21 protein-coding genes are annotated in these 18,297 nt (G+C 33.4%); 19 read left to right on the forward strand and 2 right to left on the reverse strand.

From position 1 onward, the window contains the following. The first annotated feature begins 10 nt into the window (after positions 1 to 10). The 16 genes from NJT12_RS04960 to NJT12_RS05035 all read left to right on the forward strand — a co-directional run bounded on the left by NJT12_RS04960 (position 11) and on the right by NJT12_RS05035 (position 14,997). Complete coding sequence (locus NJT12_RS04960) at positions 11 to 1,327, forward strand: hypothetical protein (RefSeq protein ID WP_271334798.1); 1,317 nt, start codon at positions 11 to 13, stop codon at positions 1,325 to 1,327. Then, on the forward strand, positions 1,328 to 2,308 hold the full coding sequence (locus tag NJT12_RS04965) for a hypothetical protein (protein WP_271334799.1): 981 nt from the start codon (positions 1,328 to 1,330) through the stop codon (positions 2,306 to 2,308). It begins immediately after the preceding gene. Then, positions 2,309 to 4,510: a hypothetical protein gene (locus tag NJT12_RS04970; RefSeq protein WP_271334800.1), complete on the forward strand. Its 2,202-nt coding sequence runs from the start codon at positions 2,309 to 2,311 to the stop codon at positions 4,508 to 4,510. 31 nt (positions 4,511 to 4,541) lie between these two features. Beyond that, positions 4,542 to 4,688, forward strand: coding sequence for a hypothetical protein (locus NJT12_RS04975; protein ID WP_271334801.1), 147 nt, complete (start codon positions 4,542 to 4,544; stop codon positions 4,686 to 4,688). Further along, positions 4,689 to 6,959 (forward strand): hypothetical protein, encoded by a 2,271-nt coding sequence (locus NJT12_RS04980; protein ID WP_271334802.1) that lies wholly within the window; start codon positions 4,689 to 4,691, stop codon positions 6,957 to 6,959. It abuts the gene before it with no gap. 41 nt (positions 6,960 to 7,000) lie between these two features. After that, the gene (locus NJT12_RS04985) at positions 7,001 to 8,659 is read left to right on the forward strand and encodes an XkdF-like putative serine protease domain-containing protein (RefSeq protein WP_271334803.1); all 1,659 of its coding nucleotides are present in this window, start codon (positions 7,001 to 7,003) and stop codon (positions 8,657 to 8,659) included. A 17-nt stretch (positions 8,660 to 8,676) separates the two neighbouring features. Then, the gene (locus tag NJT12_RS04990) at positions 8,677 to 9,561 is read left to right on the forward strand and encodes a hypothetical protein (protein WP_271334804.1); all 885 of its coding nucleotides are present in this window, start codon (positions 8,677 to 8,679) and stop codon (positions 9,559 to 9,561) included. A gap of 52 nt (positions 9,562 to 9,613) precedes the next feature. Beyond that, positions 9,614 to 10,153, forward strand: a complete 540-nt coding sequence (locus tag NJT12_RS04995; protein WP_271334805.1) for a hypothetical protein — start codon at positions 9,614 to 9,616, stop codon at positions 10,151 to 10,153. 100 nt (positions 10,154 to 10,253) lie between these two features. Further along, positions 10,254 to 10,547 carry a hypothetical protein gene (locus NJT12_RS05000; RefSeq protein ID WP_271334806.1) on the forward strand — a complete coding sequence of 98 codons (294 nt, stop codon included), beginning with the start codon at positions 10,254 to 10,256 and terminating at the stop codon, positions 10,545 to 10,547. A 17-nt stretch (positions 10,548 to 10,564) separates the two neighbouring features. Continuing rightward, entirely contained in the window at positions 10,565 to 11,695 is a 1,131-nt protein-coding gene (locus NJT12_RS05005) for a hypothetical protein (RefSeq protein ID WP_271334807.1), read from the forward strand. Next, positions 11,695 to 12,186 (forward strand): DUF6712 family protein, encoded by a 492-nt coding sequence (locus NJT12_RS05010; RefSeq protein WP_271334808.1) that lies wholly within the window; start codon positions 11,695 to 11,697, stop codon positions 12,184 to 12,186. The genes NJT12_RS05005 and NJT12_RS05010 overlap by 1 nt, the downstream gene beginning before the upstream one ends. 112 nt (positions 12,187 to 12,298) lie before the next feature. Continuing rightward, a complete protein-coding gene (locus tag NJT12_RS05015) occupies positions 12,299 to 12,634 on the forward strand; it encodes a hypothetical protein (RefSeq protein WP_271334809.1) in 336 nt (111 codons plus the stop codon). A gap of 15 nt (positions 12,635 to 12,649) precedes the next feature. Next, on the forward strand, positions 12,650 to 13,423 hold the full coding sequence (locus NJT12_RS05020) for a hypothetical protein (RefSeq protein WP_271334810.1): 774 nt from the start codon (positions 12,650 to 12,652) through the stop codon (positions 13,421 to 13,423). A gap of 13 nt (positions 13,424 to 13,436) precedes the next feature. After that, positions 13,437 to 14,315 (forward strand): SGNH/GDSL hydrolase family protein, encoded by an 879-nt coding sequence (locus NJT12_RS05025; RefSeq protein WP_271334811.1) that lies wholly within the window; start codon positions 13,437 to 13,439, stop codon positions 14,313 to 14,315. An 18-nt stretch (positions 14,316 to 14,333) separates the two neighbouring features. After that, the gene (locus tag NJT12_RS05030) at positions 14,334 to 14,774 is read left to right on the forward strand and encodes a phage holin family protein (RefSeq protein ID WP_271334812.1); all 441 of its coding nucleotides are present in this window, start codon (positions 14,334 to 14,336) and stop codon (positions 14,772 to 14,774) included. Next, positions 14,758 to 14,997, forward strand: a complete 240-nt coding sequence (locus tag NJT12_RS05035) for a hypothetical protein (RefSeq protein ID WP_271334813.1) — start codon at positions 14,758 to 14,760, stop codon at positions 14,995 to 14,997. Before NJT12_RS05030 ends, NJT12_RS05035 begins: the two co-directional genes overlap by 17 nt. An 11-nt stretch (positions 14,998 to 15,008) precedes the next feature. On the opposite strand, the gene NJT12_RS05040 is transcribed toward NJT12_RS05035, so the two are convergent. Then, positions 15,009 to 15,419, reverse strand: coding sequence for a hypothetical protein (locus NJT12_RS05040; RefSeq protein WP_271334814.1), 411 nt, complete (start codon positions 15,417 to 15,419; stop codon positions 15,009 to 15,011). A gap of 144 nt (positions 15,420 to 15,563) precedes the next feature. Here NJT12_RS05040 and NJT12_RS05045 point away from each other — a divergent pair, with 144 nt between their 5' ends. Next, positions 15,564 to 16,121 carry a hypothetical protein gene (locus NJT12_RS05045; RefSeq protein ID WP_271334815.1) on the forward strand — a complete coding sequence of 186 codons (558 nt, stop codon included), beginning with the start codon at positions 15,564 to 15,566 and terminating at the stop codon, positions 16,119 to 16,121. 19 nt (positions 16,122 to 16,140) lie between these two features. After that, entirely contained in the window at positions 16,141 to 16,644 is a 504-nt protein-coding gene (locus NJT12_RS05050; RefSeq protein ID WP_271334816.1) for a M15 family metallopeptidase, read from the forward strand. Positions 16,645 to 16,654: 10 nt separating this feature from the next. On the opposite strand, the gene NJT12_RS05055 is transcribed toward NJT12_RS05050, so the two are convergent. Next, positions 16,655 to 17,377, reverse strand: coding sequence for a hypothetical protein (locus NJT12_RS05055; protein WP_271334817.1), 723 nt, complete (start codon positions 17,375 to 17,377; stop codon positions 16,655 to 16,657). 333 nt (positions 17,378 to 17,710) lie between these two features. On the opposite strand from NJT12_RS05055, the gene NJT12_RS05060 reads away from it, so the two are divergent. Next, the gene (locus NJT12_RS05060; protein ID WP_271334818.1) at positions 17,711 to 18,262 is read left to right on the forward strand and encodes a 1-acyl-sn-glycerol-3-phosphate acyltransferase; all 552 of its coding nucleotides are present in this window, start codon (positions 17,711 to 17,713) and stop codon (positions 18,260 to 18,262) included. Positions 18,263 to 18,297 lie beyond the last annotated feature (35 nt).

Below are 18,297 nucleotides of genomic sequence, written 5' to 3' on the forward strand. Positions count from 1 at the left end.
TATAACTTAATTGGAAACCCCCGAAATTCTAATAACTAAGGTCGAGAATGGATGTATTGAATTCCTAATTGACGGCACAATTAGTAATGGTCTCAACGTAATGTATTCTGTAAATAGTGGTTTTACATGGACATCATTGACAGGCTCAGTTGCATCACCAAGATGTGGTTTACCAATTACGACCGTAACCACTTGGTATCAAATTCAATCACTTGATAATTTAAGTAATTATTCTAATCTTTTTATTGTTGAGCCAGCGGATTTGCCCATTGTTCCAAGTGAAATTTTATTGGTGAATTCACCTTTTTATATCAATTTCGATGAGATTCCTTTTTTCGATGGAATTCTTAATGTTAGATTATACATTTGGTCCGGCGCTTATGCCGAAATACCAATAAATCCAAGTCATACTTTTACGGTTAATGGTTCTTACCTTGAGGTAGGCCAGTATATCAAAGATTTCTTGAACCCACAGCCTAATTCAACCTATTTCACGTCTATTCAACCTGATGGTTTTAATGAATGCTGCAACGTTTATTATGAATTTGATGTTTTAAACAAGATTGATAACGAATATTTTGAGTGGGGAATGGTCAAATCAACATTGAAGTTTGCAACTCTTGGTTATGGACTTTATGCTGAAGGAGCAAATCCGGTTTTATCATTACATGCGATTGATGAATTAGTTACAATCGATAGTACACTTGTTACTATTGATTCAATTGAGCATACACTTGATAATGGTGGTTATAGAAATCCGGATAATGATGCTTATAGAAATTTATTCAATCATTCCAGGCTGTTTCACAAGAATAGTGAAAGGATTTTCAATGGCTTACTAAATGAAAAAACAATAGGTTCAAATGACCTGATTTTACGTCAACTCACCAATGACTTTATTTCAACTTGTGGCGGGAAATATAAAGGCAGGCACGTGATGTATTTGAATAGTAATGGGTTTTTAGATACTTTTTCCTTCCCATTTGCAGAAAACAGAAGACTCAAAATCAAGAATGATAGCTACATAAGGTTAATTTCAAATCCACACAAATACAACATCTATCAAGCTTCTAAAGTCCATTTAAACAAAGAAATAACGATAGAATGGACAATGAATACAGGCATTTTAGATATATACAATGTTGGGATAATCGAAGAAATAGTAAATAGTGACCGTCATTGGCTTATTGATTACGAAAATCAAGCTTTTATTCCTCTAAATATTACCACAACCACTTTTGATGAGAAATCACGAGAAAATGACCGTGGTAAAATTCAATACACACTTGTTTTTCAGCAAGGTGATTACAAAAATGAAATGCGATAAATGGCTGTTAAACTAAATGAAATTTTACTAACTAATTCACCATATTTTTTGACCTATAATAACACTGCATCTGCTTTTGATTATGTTGTTTTGAGATTAATTCAAACCTTACCTAATGGAAGCAGAGCTGTTCTTGAATCTAATGATACAATGAAATTGGTTGCCTATAAAGTAAATCAATCGGATGATTTTGTAAAAATTGATATTAGTGACTATATAAAGAGATACTTAAATCCGATGCCTGACTATTCTTTTTTCTATTCTTCCACACCAAAATTTTCAAATGAAATTATCTATTGGACTTTTTGCTTTGATGCTTATAAGATTGATAATCCAACTAGAGCAGAAAGGATTTATGGAAATAATAGAGGCGCTACACTAGGCTATGGACTTTATAAAGAAGGAGTAAATCCGTCATTACAATCTACATCAATAATCGATAATTCAAATCGATTTTCAAACACAAAATTCAGGACTTTCAATTTAAATCTCAGCTTAAACCCAACTTTACTTGACGGTGGTCTGGTGAGAAGTTTAACGACTGATTACATGCCCGTATGCACAGGGAAATACAACGGCAAACAGATATTATTTCTAAATAGGGCAGGTGTTTACGATTCTTTTATATTTCCAAAATCTCACAATAGAAGCTTGAAAACCAGAAGCGAGAATTATTATAAAATGCAGGATTCGAGCAATTTTAATCCCAATTATCATAATAAGGTTGATATAAATAAAAACGCTCTGATTGAATGGTCTTTCAGTACTGATTTACTTGATAATTACAATGTAAAGGTGCTTGAAGAACTGATTGTTAGTGAAAGATATTTCCTTGTCGATTACGAAAAAGAAGCCTTTATTCCTCTTCTATTATCGTCAACTGATTTTGACCAAAAAACCAGAATCAATGACCGTTCAAAGATGAATTATACTCTAAATTTTGAAGAAGCCAGCGATTACAAAAACAATGTAAAAATATAAATGAATGGAGTTAAAATCTATGTTGCAAAAGACCCAAATAACAATCTAATTGTCCTTGACGGAATTGCTCTTGATTTATTTGATGATGAATCGATTTTGATGACTATGAAACAGACTGATATCCGGGATATAGCTGTTAATTATACCGATTTCAGTCAAACATTTACAGTGCCGCCGTCACCCACTAACAACAAAGCATTTAAATATTGGTTTGACCCCAAAAACAACAACCAACTTGAAAATGCCAACGGTATTCCCGCAAGAATAGATATTGGAGGTGTGTACTTCAAAAAAGGAGTTGTAAAAGTTAATTCAGCGAATTACAATGATGATGGTCAACTAAAGAGTTACACAATTCAATTTACAGCTGGATTGAAAGCATTAAAAGAAATTTTTGGAGATAAAAAGCTTGCTGATTTGGATTACACAAGTGCTATCGGTGGTCAATTCATCCCATTCCTTGATGTTAATGTAGTGAACAGCATAAACAACACAATTGGCGGCAATGCAATTGAGATTCCATTGATTTCATCAACTAGATATTTGCCCCCATACAGTCGTTTAAAATATGTTTCCGATGCCACTATCAATGCTGTTGGCATACGCAGAACAGAACTCAGACCAGCCATTAAATTTGACACTATAATCCAAGCTATAAAGCAAAAGTTCAATGTTGAATTCAATGGAGGATTTTTTGCTGATAATATTGATATCGCTGGGATTAACAACCTTTACTTATGGCTTAATAAGAACGATAATGTATTTAACACTGGTGGCGATGTCGTAAAATTGGGAAGTTCTTTCCCGACTAACAATGTAAAAGCTATTTCTGGACCTGTTGGCTCTAATTATTTCACAGTTGAACTTCAATATTTAGCAACTGGAACATTTCCTGCTAATACAATGCCCGATTTCATGTATTTAAGGTTTGACACGCAAAATTTAAGCACAAATTCAGTGGAATATATCTGTAAAATACAAGAAGTTTTGCTAAATCCGGATGGCACAGTTGATGAATTTTCTACAAATAATCAAGCAAATTTTGGAATTGTTACTCAAACTGACCATTATATAACAGGGCCCTTCGAAAAGATACTTGAATGGTCATGGGACTTAACCAATACATCACTTTTACCTGGAAAAAAAAGACACTTTAGAATACTATGCGAAGTCAAAGACGGCGGTTATATTGCATTAAACCAATCTAGGATAATAGTTTCTCAATACAAAAAAGTAAGGGTCTTTGGAATTTGGCAAAATCGTGAAGCTTCAACGGTAAGTGTGACATCTTTCAGCGGAACAGAAATATATAATAAGGTGACTGTGAAAGACAATATACCTGAAATGTCTGTGTATGATTTTTTGTCATCCATTATAAAGATGTTTAATCTCGTAGTTATACCTAAATTAAACAATGAATTTCAATTCGAATACTATAAAGAGTTTTACTCAGCGCCAGATGTACAAAGCTTTGATATAACTGATTTCGTTTTTCCAAACAGAAAAATGAACAAGATTAAAACGTATAAATCATTACTTTTTAAATTCGAAGAAAGTGAGTATGGTTCTAATATAATCTATAAAAAATACCAACCTGATGCTAGGGAATATGGGACAATTTCTCAAACATTTGCAAATGGTGACGGTGAAGAATATAAGATAGAGAGTAAATTTTCATTATTGCTTTTTAGGCAATTGACTGAAATCGGATATGTTGATTTGCATAATCTCGACCAAACTTGGATAACTGGCGATGGCTGTGGCGAAAGTGACGGGGATATAATAACAAATAAACCAACTATCTTCTATTACAACAGTAAAGCAGCAATTCAAGAAAATAAATACTTGTGCTATACAAAGGATGATGGTAAATCAGCAAAACTAGAAACATACTCACAATTTTCAAGTCTTGATAATCTAACTGATTATAAAAATAGTCTTTGTTTTTCAAGTGAGAATATTTTGACAGGGGATGCCCGAGTGAAAAATTTATATTCTATCGGATATGCTGACCAAATCGCTAAAACTTATTCAAAATTCATTAGGGAGTTTGAAATCGAGTGCTATTTACCAAAGTGGATAATCACCACCATCAAACTAAATGATACCATCAAGATTGATAATGTTAAATTTCAAATCAATGAAATCGAGGTCAATCTTACAACGGGCAAAGCTAAAATGAAGTTAATAAACGACGTTTAAACCAAACCAACAAAAACAAGTTAATATATAAATGTTCACATTAATACATGAAATGCTTCAAGTAGATGAATTCTACGGTAAAAATTGGGGAATAGATATCGTCAAAGGCATGTACGCGTATCCCAGAAGCATAAAAGATGCCATCAGGATGGCAAAAAGAAAAATAATGTCTAAATAAATGGCAATAGTCAGAACGGCTGAAATTGTAATTAACAGTAATGCTTCACAAGCACAAAGTGGAATAGATAATCTTGACAATTCAGTTGATAATTTATCACAAAGTACCAACAACCTAGCCACAAGTACAAACAATAACAGAACATCTTTGATTTCTTCAAATCAGGCGATGTCTGCCGCTGATAAATTAACGGGTGGGTTTGCTAGTCAGATACAATCAGCAGCACAAAGCACTGGTTTACTCAGTGCTGCACAGAAAGCTATGACCATAGCAACTGGTGCTGGAACGTCAGCAATGCAGATTTTCAAGATTGCCTTGGCATCAACAGGAATTGGTCTTATTGTTATTGCTGTTGGTCTTTTAATTGCTTATTTAGTAAAACTTAACCCTGTAATGGACATAGTAGAACAGGGGATGGCAGCAATTGGCGCTGTGATTAACACAGTTCAACAAGCTTTGGCATCTTTATTTTCCGGTGACCTCTCCGGTTTTGCAAATCTAGGTGATGATATGGACAAGGCGGCACAAGCTGCGATAGAACTTACTAAGACTTTACAGGATTTGGATGATATCATGAAAGAGCAGGACGTGACCAACGCAAAGTTCAAAAATCAGTATGATGAACTAATTCTCCAGACGAAAAACCGAACACTTAGCGAACAGGAACGCATAAATATGTTTAAAAAAGCTGATGAACTTGAAAAAGCAAATTATGCTCAACGTAAAACCATTGCTAATCAAGTTGAACAGGCAGCACGTCAAGCGATTATCAACGAGGCTAATTTGACAAAGGCAGAAGCAACCGAATTGATGAAGCGAGGTATCAATTATAAAGCCTATGCCGAGGGAAGATTACAGAATGCAGACGAACTATTTGACAAATTAGCTGAGGCTCAAAAAGCAAATCTTGCAATTGAGAACGAATCAATTTCAATGCGTACAAAATCGCAAAATAAGCAAGATGCTTTAGCCGAAAAACAGGAAGCTGACAGGCAAAAACGTTTACAAGATGCCCATGATAAAGCAGACAAAGCACGTCAGAAAAGAGAAGCGGATGAAGAAAAAGCTAGACAGATTAGAGAAGCAAATGACAAGGCATATAATGATTCACGAATCAAATTAATCCGTGATATAGAAGACCTTGAAGATACCACTGAAGAAAAAAAGATAGCACGAAGAAAATCACGTGACATTGAAGCTATTAAAGGACTTAAAGGTAAAAGTGAAGAAGAAAAGAAAATTCTTTTAGACTCACTCGACCAAAAATATTTACTCGAAGCACAAAATGCTAACAACAAAACATTCCTTGACTTAGAAAAGAAATTACAAGATGATTTACGCAACCTTAGGAGAACTTCAGACCAACAGAAATTAGACGACAGAAAGAAAGCTGATTTGGATGCAATCAATGCTTTAAAGGGTAGAACTGAGGCTGAAATTACCCAATTAAGAAAAGAACTTGATGATAAATATGCAATTGAACAGGCTGCACTTGACAAGAAAAAGCAAAAGGAAATCAATGATGCTTTGGAAAAAGCTAGTTTGGTGAAAACATATGAAGATGCTAAGACCCTGGAACAAGTTCAAGCAATTGAAGCAAGGTCTTTGGCAGTGTTAGAAGCCGAACGGATAGCGGCAGAAGCATTATTAATCCAAAACGGAGCCACGGAAGAACAATTAGCACAATTGAATGCTGGTTATAGAGAAAAAGCAAATCAGGAACGACAAAAAGCCAACGAACGCCAGGCCCAATTGGAGCAGGTCAAATATGACTTTACAAAGAAGATGGCAACAGATGGAATTAATCTTGTTGATAGTCTTGAAAGGATTGGAATTGTAAAAGGAAAAGCAGCTGCAAAGGCGAAGAAAATACTGACCCTTACGCAAATTGGGGCTGATACCGCTAGTGCGATTTCATCTTTGGTCGCATATTCTAATAGTGCGGGAGCGGCCGCGGGACCAGCTGGTTTAGCTGTGTCAATTGCTACTTATGCAGCTGGTGGTTTACAGATTTTAGGAAATATTGCCAAGGCAAAAAAGCTATTATCAGCTGGTGACGGAGGTGGTGATAGTGGAGGAGGTGGTTCAACAGTTCCTGCAATGGCATCAGCGCCACCAAATGTTGCATTTCAACCGAGTCAACAATCTCAATTGGCTAATACAATCAATTCAACTCAATCCACTGTACCAATTAAAGTTTACACCGTTAGCAAAGACATGACAAGCGCACAGGAACTAGACCGAAATATAAACGAGTCAGCAAAATTCTAAAGAAAAATTCAACCGTTTTCAAATTTGTGACTTTATAGTATATGGAGTACAACGAAAAAGACGGTTTACCAATAAGAAAACTGGTGTTTGATGCAGACGAAATGGTTGGTATTTACGCATGTAGTTTGGTTGATTCGCCTGCAATCGATGTTCAATTTCTGAAATTTTCAAAGGAAAATAATGAAATAATCGAATGTAATTGCTCAAAAGAGGATACAGAAACTGTTGATTTTTCAGATGAATTTGTTGAATTACTGTTGTCTAAAGGTGAAGATGTCGATACCGATAATTGGGAACTTTTAGATGAAAGGAAGGTTGAATCTGATGATGATTTAGTTGATTTTGCTTCGGCAGTTCAGCAATCTGGTTCTGATTCCGAGCAGGACAATGACATATTCAAAATTCGCTACGAATATGCGCCATTAAAGACAAGTTCCAATTCAAGGGATTTCTGTAAAAAGATGGTTTCCGCTAATAAGAGTTATAAGGTTGAAGATGTGGAATATTCGAATGCAAATCCAGGTTTAGGGCCATCAGGGACAGAATTTTATAATATTATGCTATTCAAAGGTGGTGTAAACTGTCAGCATTATTTTAATAGAAAAATCTATTTCAATAAAGGAAATAAAAGTGGTGTTTCAACTTTTGAAGCATTAAAAAGGATAGGACAATTAAACAAATCTGATGCTAAAAAAGCCAAGCTTACTGCTTTAGACCCAAAGGTGTCACAAATTGCAAGTTCAGAAAACAACTATTGGCGATTGTCTTCACAAGAAATTAGGTTTTCTAAAACCGATGAATACAAGCGTATTCTTACTTCACCCGTATTAATTCCGGAACAGTTAATCTACCGCAAGTTATCAGATGGAGAGTGTTATGTTAAGGCTGATTCTGATACTATTGAACAATTACAACAGAACTTTTTCAAAAAACAATACAATCACAATTCGACTATCGAGCACGATGACAACCAAATCATTAAAGGGGTTTACTTTTTTGAAAGTTGGATTGTCGATTCTGAAACAAACGATAAGGCTAATAGTCTCGGCTTCAGTGTTCCACGCGGAACATGGATGATGTCGATGAAAGTTGAGAATGATGAAATATGGCAGGATGTTCTTGACGGAAAATTTAAAGGATTTTCAATTGATTCACAACTAGGAATCGAGCCATTAAAAAAAGAAAAAAATAACAAAGAGCAAATGAATTATTCCAAAATTAAGGAAGCAATCATCGCTAAAATCTTGTTAGAGGCTGAATTAAAAGAATTCAAAATAGATGATTCTTTAACGCTTCATGCAGAAGATTTAGCAAAAGACCAGGTTGTGTTTGATGCAGATAAAGCACCATTCGCAAACGCTGAGTTTGTTTACGAAAACAACAAATACAAAACAGATGAAAACGGTGTTATCGTTGAAATCAAAGCAATTGAACCTGTTGAAATTGAACAAGCAGAAGCAGCTCCGGCTGAGCAAGCACCAAACGACTTACAAGAAGAACTTGACGCGGCAAACAAGAAAATTGAAGAACAAGAAATTGAGATTCAGAGTTTGAAAGCTGAGATTGTTTCGCTGAAAGATGAAAATATCAATTTGGCAAAACAGCCAAAAGTTGAAGGAATTCAATTAAAAAACCAAGAAGCTGACAATGCACCAGCTGCTAATCCACTCGAAGCGATTAGAAAAGCATTGAAAAAATAAAAATAACCAATTAAAAAATGGCTACTAGCGTAACTATCAACACTAGCTTCGATGGAGAAGCTTCAAAGGAAATCTTTGTACAAATTTTGAAATCTAGTGATACGATTTCTAAAAACTTAATCACCGTTTTGCCAAACGTTATTGGTTCAGTAAAATTACCAACTTTATCATACAACGATACCTTACACGATGCATCTTGTGGATGGAATCCAACAGGAACAGTTGTATTAGATGAGAAAGAAATTACTACTAAGCAGTTCGAAATCAAAAACGAGTACTGTAAAAAAGATTTTGCTCAAACTTTCCAGGCTCAAGCAGCTGGTTTGTTGTCTGCAAATCCACAAGAAATTCCAACAAATATTAAAGAGGCAATTTTACTTCAAGTTGTTCAAAAAACAGCATTAGCAATCGATAATTATATCTGGAATTCTGCAACAACAGGATTAATTGCTCAATTCACTGCTGATTCAAACGTAATTAAAGTGATTGGTGCAACCGTAACATCATCCAATGTTGTTGCTGAAATTGGCAAACTGTATAATGTGACATCTGACGAAGTTGAAAGTGACGAATCAACTGTTTTTGTTGTTGCAACCAATGTTGGTAAAGCTTATAGAATCGCTCAGGCTTCTATGGGTATGAACACAACTGCTGGTGCAAAAGAACTTGATTATATGGGTATTCGCCTTGAAACGAATACTGCATTACCTGCTAATACAATGTTAGTTTACAGAGTTAAAAATGTGTTTTTCGGAACTGGGTTGGAGTCTGATTTTTCGAATGTGAGATTAATCGACCACGATTTAGTATCAGGAGACGGAATGGTTAGAACTGTTGTAGGATTACATGCTGGTCAAGGTTATGTTTTCGGAGGTGAAATTGTAATGTATAAAACTGCATAATAATACAAAAAGGTGGTTAACACCACCTTTTTATAAAAATAATTTAAAAAATATGGCTTGTCCAGAATTTATAACGAAAGGGAGAAAAGTTTGCTCTACTACTGTTGGTGGTGTAAAGAATATTTCTTTTATGGAATACAAAGAGGGGCTTTTGTCAGTTACCGGAATCATCAATAGCACACTTTTAACAGGTGCTGACATTTTCAAATATGAAGTGGCAAAGAATGAAAGTGTAATTTTAGAAGACACCTACACTAAAGACATAAAAGCAACAGGAACAGGATTTTCAGCTGGAACATTAAACGCTGATTTACAAGTGTTAGATAAAGCAACAGCAGACGAATTAAAATTATTAGTTCAATCTAACTTGTTTATTTTTATAGAATTACATAATGGTGACACATTATTAGCTGGGGGTGAATCAGGTGCAGATTTAATATCAATCGTAACGAAAAGTGGTGGAAAAAAAGGAGATTTCTCTGGATTTTCAGTCTCATTTTCTTGGGAGGAACGTTTGTCGCCTATATGGCTTGATTCAGCGGCGATTACGGCATACAAGGCTGCAATCTCAGATGAATTTATCACAGTTTAAGAACTAAATGATTAAAGAAAATACAAGCATCATCCTTAATCGGGTGATGCTTTTTTAATATATACAATAAACCAAAAAGCATTTAAAAAGTTTATATAGTATGAAGATAATTGAAAAGATAGATGACCAATATTTTGTCAAAATTTGCCCAAGAATATCTGCACAGATTACACTTGCCAAAGTGCGTTCGAAAGTTTCAAACACGGTTCAGTCAGTCGACATTTCAACTGAAATTCATAACAATGTTATAACGGTTCAGTTACATGATTTTGAACCAAAACAAGACATAATTTATGAACTCTATTTGATGAATGAAAGTGACTTCAACACCGTATGGTTTGGACAGATAATGTACACCACCCAAAATGTACAGAATTACCAATTCGGTAAATAAAAATAACTAAAATTTCAATGCTCAGAATTGAAACAATCAATTTCAACAATTATGTATTACCCGATTTAAAAGCTTCCAGGACAGGAAATATTATCCTCAACGGTGATGCTAATTCTTTCTTTACATACATCAAAGACCGTTACAATGGTTCACCAACAAATAGAGCCATTATCAATAACATGACCAAGCTTTTATATGGCAACGGTCTTATTGATAATACAGGAATAAACATTTACAAATACATTTCAAAAAGAGATTTAAAGCTAATATGTCAGGATTTCTACATGTATGGTGGATATGCGCTTCAGGTCATTTATAGCCAAGGTTCGAAACTTTTGAAAGAAGAATCCAAACCAATCAGGTTTAAGTATATGCCATATTTCAAAATTGCTTTGAATGTTGAAAAATCAAGTAATGAAGTTGATGGATTTTGGTACTCATGGGATTGGGAAGAAAAGTCAAAATACAAACCAAGATTTTACAAAAAGTTTGATGGGACTTATGATGAAAAAGCACCCATTCAAATTTACATGTGCAATCAAACTTCTAGCAATGACTATTGGTCAGACCCTTCATATCTAGGCTGTCTAGAGTATGCCCAAGTTGAAGAAGAAATGAGTCATTCAGCCATTTCACACATAAAAAATGGTTTTTCAGCTGGTAAACTTATCACGATTCGGGGTGGAATTGGGGGTGAAACCGAAGAGATTAAGCAGCAATATGCTAGTGAAATTAAACGAAAATTAACTGGTTCAAGTCATAAGAACGAACCTATTATTGCAATGACTGATGGTCTGGAGGGTGAAGAAATTACCATCCAAAACATAGAAATCACAGCATTAGATGCCCAGCTAATATACTTCGCAGAAGAAGCTACACGAAAAATTTTGATGGGGCATTCCATTACTTCACCACAAATTATGGGTATTCCATCACCATCCGGTTTTACTAGCCAGGCAGATGATAGAGTAGCATCATTGAATCAACTTTATGCTCAAACAATCAACCCATTTCGAGAAGAAATAATTGAGGGACTTGAAGAACTTTTAAGTTTTTCAGAACCAACATATTCTCTAGAATTTCAAAATACTGATTTTGGCATTGCGACTGATGTTGTACAGGAAGATAAAAATAATGTTACCGAATAATGAACACCGATTTAATATTGAAAGATGAAGATACTAAGCTTTTAATGAAGCTGACAGCTATCAGTGGTAATGTTGACTTTGACAAGGTTCGTTCATCAATCTTGCTTGCACAGTTTGTTGATATAAGACGAATTCTAACTCAACCACTTTATGACAAGATTATGGTTGATGTTAAAAATGATTCCTTATCCGGCGACTATCTGAAAATTTACGATGAACATATTACGGTTTTGACAACATATTTTGCCGCTGCTCAATTCATTTCTCAAAATACAATTGTAATTAACAACGGTGGAAACTTCCATCATAATCCAACTAATGGACAATCTGTCGATTATAAAGAGAATGACAGATTGGTTCATAAATACAATGCTTTAGGCGCATCAGAAGAACTTCGATTTGAAAAATTCATGAAGACAATCAATATTCCGGAGTACAAGTCGAATTGCACTACTAAAAATAACACTTATAAATTCCCTTGGATTCTGTAAAAAAGCCACAAAAAGACCGTGAAAAATACGGTAACAAAGAGAAAAGAGAAAAAGAAGACATAAAGAAGTTAACTGTTTTTCTGATTGATTTTGAAAAAAATAATAAAGAGAAATGTCGATAATAATATTTAATGTTGGCTCCGTTCCAAATGATGGCAAAGGAGATAAATTAAGAACATTTGCAATTGGAACGAACCTGAATAATTCTTGGCTTGAAGCAAATAAAGCTAACCTCCTTGATGGTAAATTAAGCGAAAATGAATTACCGGCTAATTTACCTTCCTTTTTAACCGTTTCAAATTATTCCAATTTATTAGATATCCAAACTTCTGATAGAGTTATAATTGTTCGTGTGGCTGATGATGAAAATAAAGGTATTTCGAATGCCATATACTATTTATATCCCGACGGTACAAGAATGTGGATAGCGGCAAATAGAGACAATTAAAAAATAATTAAAAACATGTTACAAAAGAGTTTTCCAGTAGAGGTATCTAACTATTATCAAAATGTATCAGAACGACAAATAAGAGGTGTTGTAGGAGTAAAAGCACCTAGTATACAATTCGACACAACTGGCTACAATGCTATGACGATAACCATTGACACTGGTTCAACCGTTTCAGCTAGAATTAAATTCGAGTGCTCAGGCGATGGTATAAACTGGATAGACATTAAAGCAAATTCAGTGAATGGTGCTCCGTCAAATTTATCAGCAATGTTAGGTAATAGTGGATACTTTAATAATATTAGGGGAATTGGTGTATATCAATTCAATAAACCTGCCAGATTAGTGCGTGTAACCCAAATTGATTCTGCTACATCAGCTACTTGCGCTGTGAATGTAACTTTATTTAATGGGGCGATTTCACCGAGCCACAACAATACAGAAATTCCAAATGTATATTCATTTCAATATACAAATTCTTCAATAACTGGAACTTCTCCCGTATTAATCAAAGCTGTTGCTAGTAATTTATTAGAAAACACAATTTTTTCAATACAAGTAAAAAATGTTGGAAGTGTTGCTTGTGTGTATCAAATAAGAAGTAACGCAACTTTAGGTGGTGCTTCACCCAATATACTATTTGTTGGGGAAATAAAACCAACTGACCCAATGCAAATAATTTCTTTTAAGCCCGCATTAAAAGCAGGTGTATCGAATTTACTTGAATTCGTTTCAATGACTGATACCAATTTGATAATAAATATTCAAGGTTGGGAAGTTCAAATTTAAAATAAAATAAAACATGGCTAATATACTAACACTAGATGATTATACACCAGGAGTATCTACCGAAATACATTGTTTTGGCGACTCATTAACAGCAGGGGCGGGAGCAAATCAAACCGATTTCTATTTATCGTACCCTGACCATTTAAAAAATTCATTATATCCAAGAACAATTGTAAATCATGGTATAGGTGGACAAACAATAGAAGAAATAGCTTGTAGACAAGGGGCTAGACCAATTTACTTAACGATTGAAAACAATACTTTTTTAGGTACTAGCAATTCTTTAATAACTGATATATCAAATGATTTTGTGCAAGCACCAAGTACACAAGATAGATATGTAACTGGTATCATATGTGGTGTTCCTGCAATAATTACTAGAACAGTTGGTACTACTCATTATGTAATAAGGGGCTTCGGTGGAAGTATCAGGAATATTTTACCAAATAGTATATTTTATCCTGATAGTGCTTATAATGCTAAACATTCTATTCAAGTTTTATGGTTGGGAAGAAACAATGTGCCCGATTTTAGCATATTATTACAAACTATAAATAATGCTATTTTATATATGGAAAAACCAAGACGAGTTTTAGTAATTGGTGTATTACCAGCATTAAATGAACCAATGGGAACTAGTAGATATACCGCTATTACAGCTGTAAATTCTACTTTAAAAAATACGTATCCTAACAATTATATAGAAAGCACCCCACCAACTACAGAAGAAATGAGTTTTATAAGATATTCGCCTAGTGAAGATGATATAATTGATATAAATAAAGGGGTGTTTCCTGGTGGAATGCGAACTGATAGTATCCACTTAAATGGTTTCGGTTATAACATTATGGCAAACAGAGTTGCTAAAATGATAAAACAATATAACTGGTAAAAAATAATAAAACACAAATTGAAATTCGTAATTCCCTTATCTATAATCTTTGCCTCATTTTTAACCCCCATAGTTCCGCTACTAATCTTAATGTTCGCTTCCGTTCTTATTGATACCATATTAGGAATTTATACCACCATCAAATTAAACGGTAAAGCTTCTTTTAAAAGTCACTTCCTATTTAATATAGTAATTAAATTAGGTTTTTATTTCGCCACAATCATGTTAGCACACGGAATTTCAATTGCATTTTTTGGTAGTGTACTCTTTGGCATTATTGATTTCATACCAAAGATTATTACAGCACTTTGGCTGTATATCGAGATTAAGAGTATGGATGAGACAAGTATGAAATTAGGTAATCGGTCTTTTTGGGTTATAGTGAAAGAGTTTATTTCAAAATTGAAGACTTTGAAATCTGATATAAATAAAATAACCGAAGATGAAAAAGAAATATAACATCAGAGAATTAAACCTTCAAGAAGTACACGTTGAAGATTTATTTCAATTGGTTGACCCTTGGGCATTGAAAGTACTATTACTGTTGGAAGATGATAATGAAGATACTGAAATTATGATGGAAAATATGCTTAGCTATTTTGTTGAAGTCGAACAATATGAGTATGCTATTGTGATTCGTGACCTAGTAATTGGTAAAAACGAAAAAGCCAATCGTTTCTGATTGGCTTTTTGTCATTCGTAATATTCTTTGCTGTAATGCCATCCCTGTAAAATGTAACCGTAATCCTTTGCTTCTTCGGATTGTCGAATTCCATCGTATGTATATACAGGCTTTTGTCCACAATCAAATTCAAAATCTTCACTTGAAACTGATTTAGATTCTTTGATAACCACAACGTGCTTTTCGGCAATTTCACCGTTATCGTAAATCACTATAGGTCTTTGACCAACCATTTTTATTCTTAGTCCATCAGTAAATGGTCTTACTAATTGACCATTGAGCATATAATGAAATTCACACCATTGTGTTTCCGTTATTTTTTTACCTAAGCATTTTTGGTGTGAAGCTACATCATCATTTGTACAACCAATGCATGTTAATGATAGAAATATACCTATCGTAATTATTTTTAATCTTCTCATTCTTAAATTGTTTTTGGACTACAAAGATATAAAATAAATATCCATATGTAGTCTTTTTCCTTCTTTTTTATTTGTATAAAAAATCCACCCTTTTAGAAAGTTGTATAAAAGTCAAAATATATATGTAAACAAAACATACATATCATGAGCACATTTACAACCGACCTGCAATGGGGGAATTATTGGGAACAAACATCTATACCACTTATACAGAAATATTTTGAAAAAGTTTTCGAAAACAAAAAATATACTTGCAAATTCATAAAGTTCAATACATCAACATCAATTGCCTGCCTCAAGAAGTGGGATTTGAAATTTGGAATTTATAATGGTGAAGGACTTATAAAAGAAATGACTGTTGAAGTAAAGGCGGATAAATTCTCTTCAAATAATTTATTTATAGAGAAAAGATGTAATAAGATTGATTCCGGCGTGTTTGCAACAACGGCTGATTTCTTCCTTTATATTTTACCAAGGCATAACACGGATAACTTTTACCTGGTTCAACCTTATAAATTGAAAGAAATTTTAATGAATAGCTGGCTAAATGCCGGGAAATATGGAGGTGATGGTAACCGTGCTTTTGGTTTTTTAATAGACAAGGATGAATTTAAAGTTGATTACATCAAGGGCGGAGGTAAAGTTCTAACAATTGACTTGGATATCCCGGCTCATTTTGGTGTAGCCAAATTTAATATATAAGTGAAAATTTATATTGAAAATGGATATACAACAAGTATCACTTGACAGGATTGAGAAATTACACCCCAAAATAAGAGAAGAAGTAAAAGCAGCTTACATGCACGTGAACAAGAAATTATTAGGTAAAGGTGTAAAAATGGGAATAACACAGGGGCTTAGAACAGTTAAAGAACAAAATGACCTTTATAACAAGAAGCCAAAAGTAACAAACTCGAAAGGTGGTCAATCATTTCATAATTACGGATTAGCATTTGATTTTGCTATGTACCATGATAATGATGGTGACGAAAATTTTGACGAACTTTCTTGGTCAACAACAAAAGATTTTGATAAAGATGGAACTGCAGATTGGATGGTGGTTGTAAAATACTTTAAATCCATTGGTTTTGAGTGGGGAGGGGACTGGAAGAAAATAATTGATAAGCCGCACTTTCAAAAAGTTTACGGTTTTACTTGGCAAAAATTATTGGAAAAGTATAACCGTAAGGATTTTATTGATGGGAGCAATTATGTGAAAATTTAAAATATTAATATCATTTCGCTGTTTTATTAATTTTTACATCAATCATAGAAATTATTTTATTTAATTTTTTATTATTGACCAATCTTAAAGCATAAAAATAATCGTCTAAAACATCTACTTGTATTTTATCTATGTTAACTTTTTCCCCAATATTTACATTTACTCTTGTGAGCAGTTCTATTAAACCGTCAATAATAGATGAGTGTGCATCTAGTTCCTCATCATTTTTTACTGCCCACCTATAAAAATCACAAATTTTGTTAGCTGCTGATAAATTATAGACCACATAATTTTCTATATCACCTTTATCTAAATAATTATTAGCACGACTTGTATCTAAATCCACACGTTCTAAATAATATTGATTCTTAAAATTATCAAGTTCATCTTCACTTTCTTTCATAATAAGCCTAAAAGCTTCCATTTCTCGTGCGGTTTCTCGTTTGATTTCTTGAACTTCATTATTGTATTGGTCTCTTAAGTTTAAGTAATTAAAAATACCTGAAATAGCAACGAGTGAACCGAAAACTATTAATAAAACATTAGTATCATGACTTTGTTGAGTGATATAATAATCTTCCTTAAATGTCTTTTCGGAACTAAAATCATTTGAGTTCTTAACTATGGTATTAATTCTACTTTCTAAAACGGAATTATTATGATATAGAAATGCACAAGTGCTCAAAGTAAGAAGAAAGAGAAAAGAGTAAATATAATTTATGTTTAATTTCATTATAATTGAATTTTGAAAGAGAAAAGAGTAAATATAATTTATGTTTAATTTCATTATAATTGAATTTTGAACGAAAATAATAAAATTAAACGCATATAAAAATATAATTCTATCTTTGTCCTTGATGATGATTTGAAAAAGTCTCATTCTTACACAAAAACCCATCCCATTAATTTGAGGTGGGTTTTTAATTAGAACAAATTTAGTGTTAGTTAAAAGTGTTAGCAACTTTAATTATAAACATACAACTAATTGATTATAAACTACATAAAAAATAAAAAGTTCAAATTTACCACTTTAAATCTTTTATTTTGCAACAAAAAATAAATTTTAATGAAGAAACAATTCTATAAATTCATCTTTTTTAAGCTAATGGGCTGGAAAATAGTAGGTATTGAAAATGCGGAAGTGAAAAAATGTGTAATGATGGTGATGCCCCATACAAGTAATCATGATTTTTATTTAGGAATATTTACCCGAGGAATCTCCGGATTAGAGATGAACTGGGTTGGAAAGAAAGAATTGTTTAAATTTCCTTTTGGCTATTATTTTAGAAGTGTAGGAGGTGAGCCATTAGATCGCTCCGGCGGATTGAATAAAGTAGATTCGATTGCAGCTATTTTTAAAAGGAAAGAAGTTTTTCGATTAGCTGTTGCTCCTGAAGGTACGCGCAAAAAAGTTACTGAGATTAAAAGTGGCTTTTATTATATTGCACTTAAAGCAAATGTACCGATAGTGCCGGTTGCTTTTGATTGGAGCAAAAAAGAAGTCAATTTAGGAAAACCCTTTTTTCCTACTGGAAATTATGAAGCCGACTTATTAGTCTTGAAAAAACATTATGATGGAGTTATAGGAAAAATTCCAAAAAATGGATTTCAGCTTTAATTTTTCTATGTTTTTTAGATTACGCGAGAATCCCT

Origin of the sequence: Flavobacterium azizsancarii, from assembly GCF_027980145.1 — a bacterium.
GTDB lineage: Bacteria > Bacteroidota > Bacteroidia > Flavobacteriales > Flavobacteriaceae > Flavobacterium > Flavobacterium azizsancarii.

Coding starts and splice junctions, on each gene's coding strand:
- NJT12_RS04965 (WP_271334799.1), top strand. CDS start 1,328: ATGGCTGTTAAACTAAATGAAATTTTACTAACTAATTCACCATATTTT.
- NJT12_RS04970 (WP_271334800.1), top strand. CDS start 2,309: ATGAATGGAGTTAAAATCTATGTTGCAAAAGACCCAAATAACAATCTA.
- NJT12_RS04975 (WP_271334801.1), top strand. CDS start 4,542: ATGTTCACATTAATACATGAAATGCTTCAAGTAGATGAATTCTACGGT.
- NJT12_RS04980 (WP_271334802.1), top strand. CDS start 4,689: ATGGCAATAGTCAGAACGGCTGAAATTGTAATTAACAGTAATGCTTCA.
- NJT12_RS04985 (WP_271334803.1), top strand. CDS start 7,001: ATGGAGTACAACGAAAAAGACGGTTTACCAATAAGAAAACTGGTGTTT.
- NJT12_RS04990 (WP_271334804.1), top strand. CDS start 8,677: ATGGCTACTAGCGTAACTATCAACACTAGCTTCGATGGAGAAGCTTCA.
- NJT12_RS04995 (WP_271334805.1), top strand. CDS start 9,614: ATGGCTTGTCCAGAATTTATAACGAAAGGGAGAAAAGTTTGCTCTACT.
- NJT12_RS05000 (WP_271334806.1), top strand. CDS start 10,254: ATGAAGATAATTGAAAAGATAGATGACCAATATTTTGTCAAAATTTGC.
- NJT12_RS05005 (WP_271334807.1), top strand. CDS start 10,565: ATGCTCAGAATTGAAACAATCAATTTCAACAATTATGTATTACCCGAT.
- NJT12_RS05010 (WP_271334808.1), top strand. CDS start 11,695: ATGAACACCGATTTAATATTGAAAGATGAAGATACTAAGCTTTTAATG.
- NJT12_RS05015 (WP_271334809.1), top strand. CDS start 12,299: ATGTCGATAATAATATTTAATGTTGGCTCCGTTCCAAATGATGGCAAA.
- NJT12_RS05020 (WP_271334810.1), top strand. CDS start 12,650: ATGTTACAAAAGAGTTTTCCAGTAGAGGTATCTAACTATTATCAAAAT.
- NJT12_RS05025 (WP_271334811.1), top strand. CDS start 13,437: ATGGCTAATATACTAACACTAGATGATTATACACCAGGAGTATCTACC.
- NJT12_RS05035 (WP_271334813.1), top strand. CDS start 14,758: ATGAAAAAGAAATATAACATCAGAGAATTAAACCTTCAAGAAGTACAC.
- NJT12_RS05040 (WP_271334814.1), bottom strand. CDS start 15,419: ATGAGAAGATTAAAAATAATTACGATAGGTATATTTCTATCATTAACA.
- NJT12_RS05045 (WP_271334815.1), top strand. CDS start 15,564: ATGAGCACATTTACAACCGACCTGCAATGGGGGAATTATTGGGAACAA.
- NJT12_RS05050 (WP_271334816.1), top strand. CDS start 16,141: ATGGATATACAACAAGTATCACTTGACAGGATTGAGAAATTACACCCC.
- NJT12_RS05055 (WP_271334817.1), bottom strand. CDS start 17,377: ATGAAATTAAACATAAATTATATTTACTCTTTTCTCTTTCTTCTTACT.
- NJT12_RS05060 (WP_271334818.1), top strand. CDS start 17,711: ATGAAGAAACAATTCTATAAATTCATCTTTTTTAAGCTAATGGGCTGG.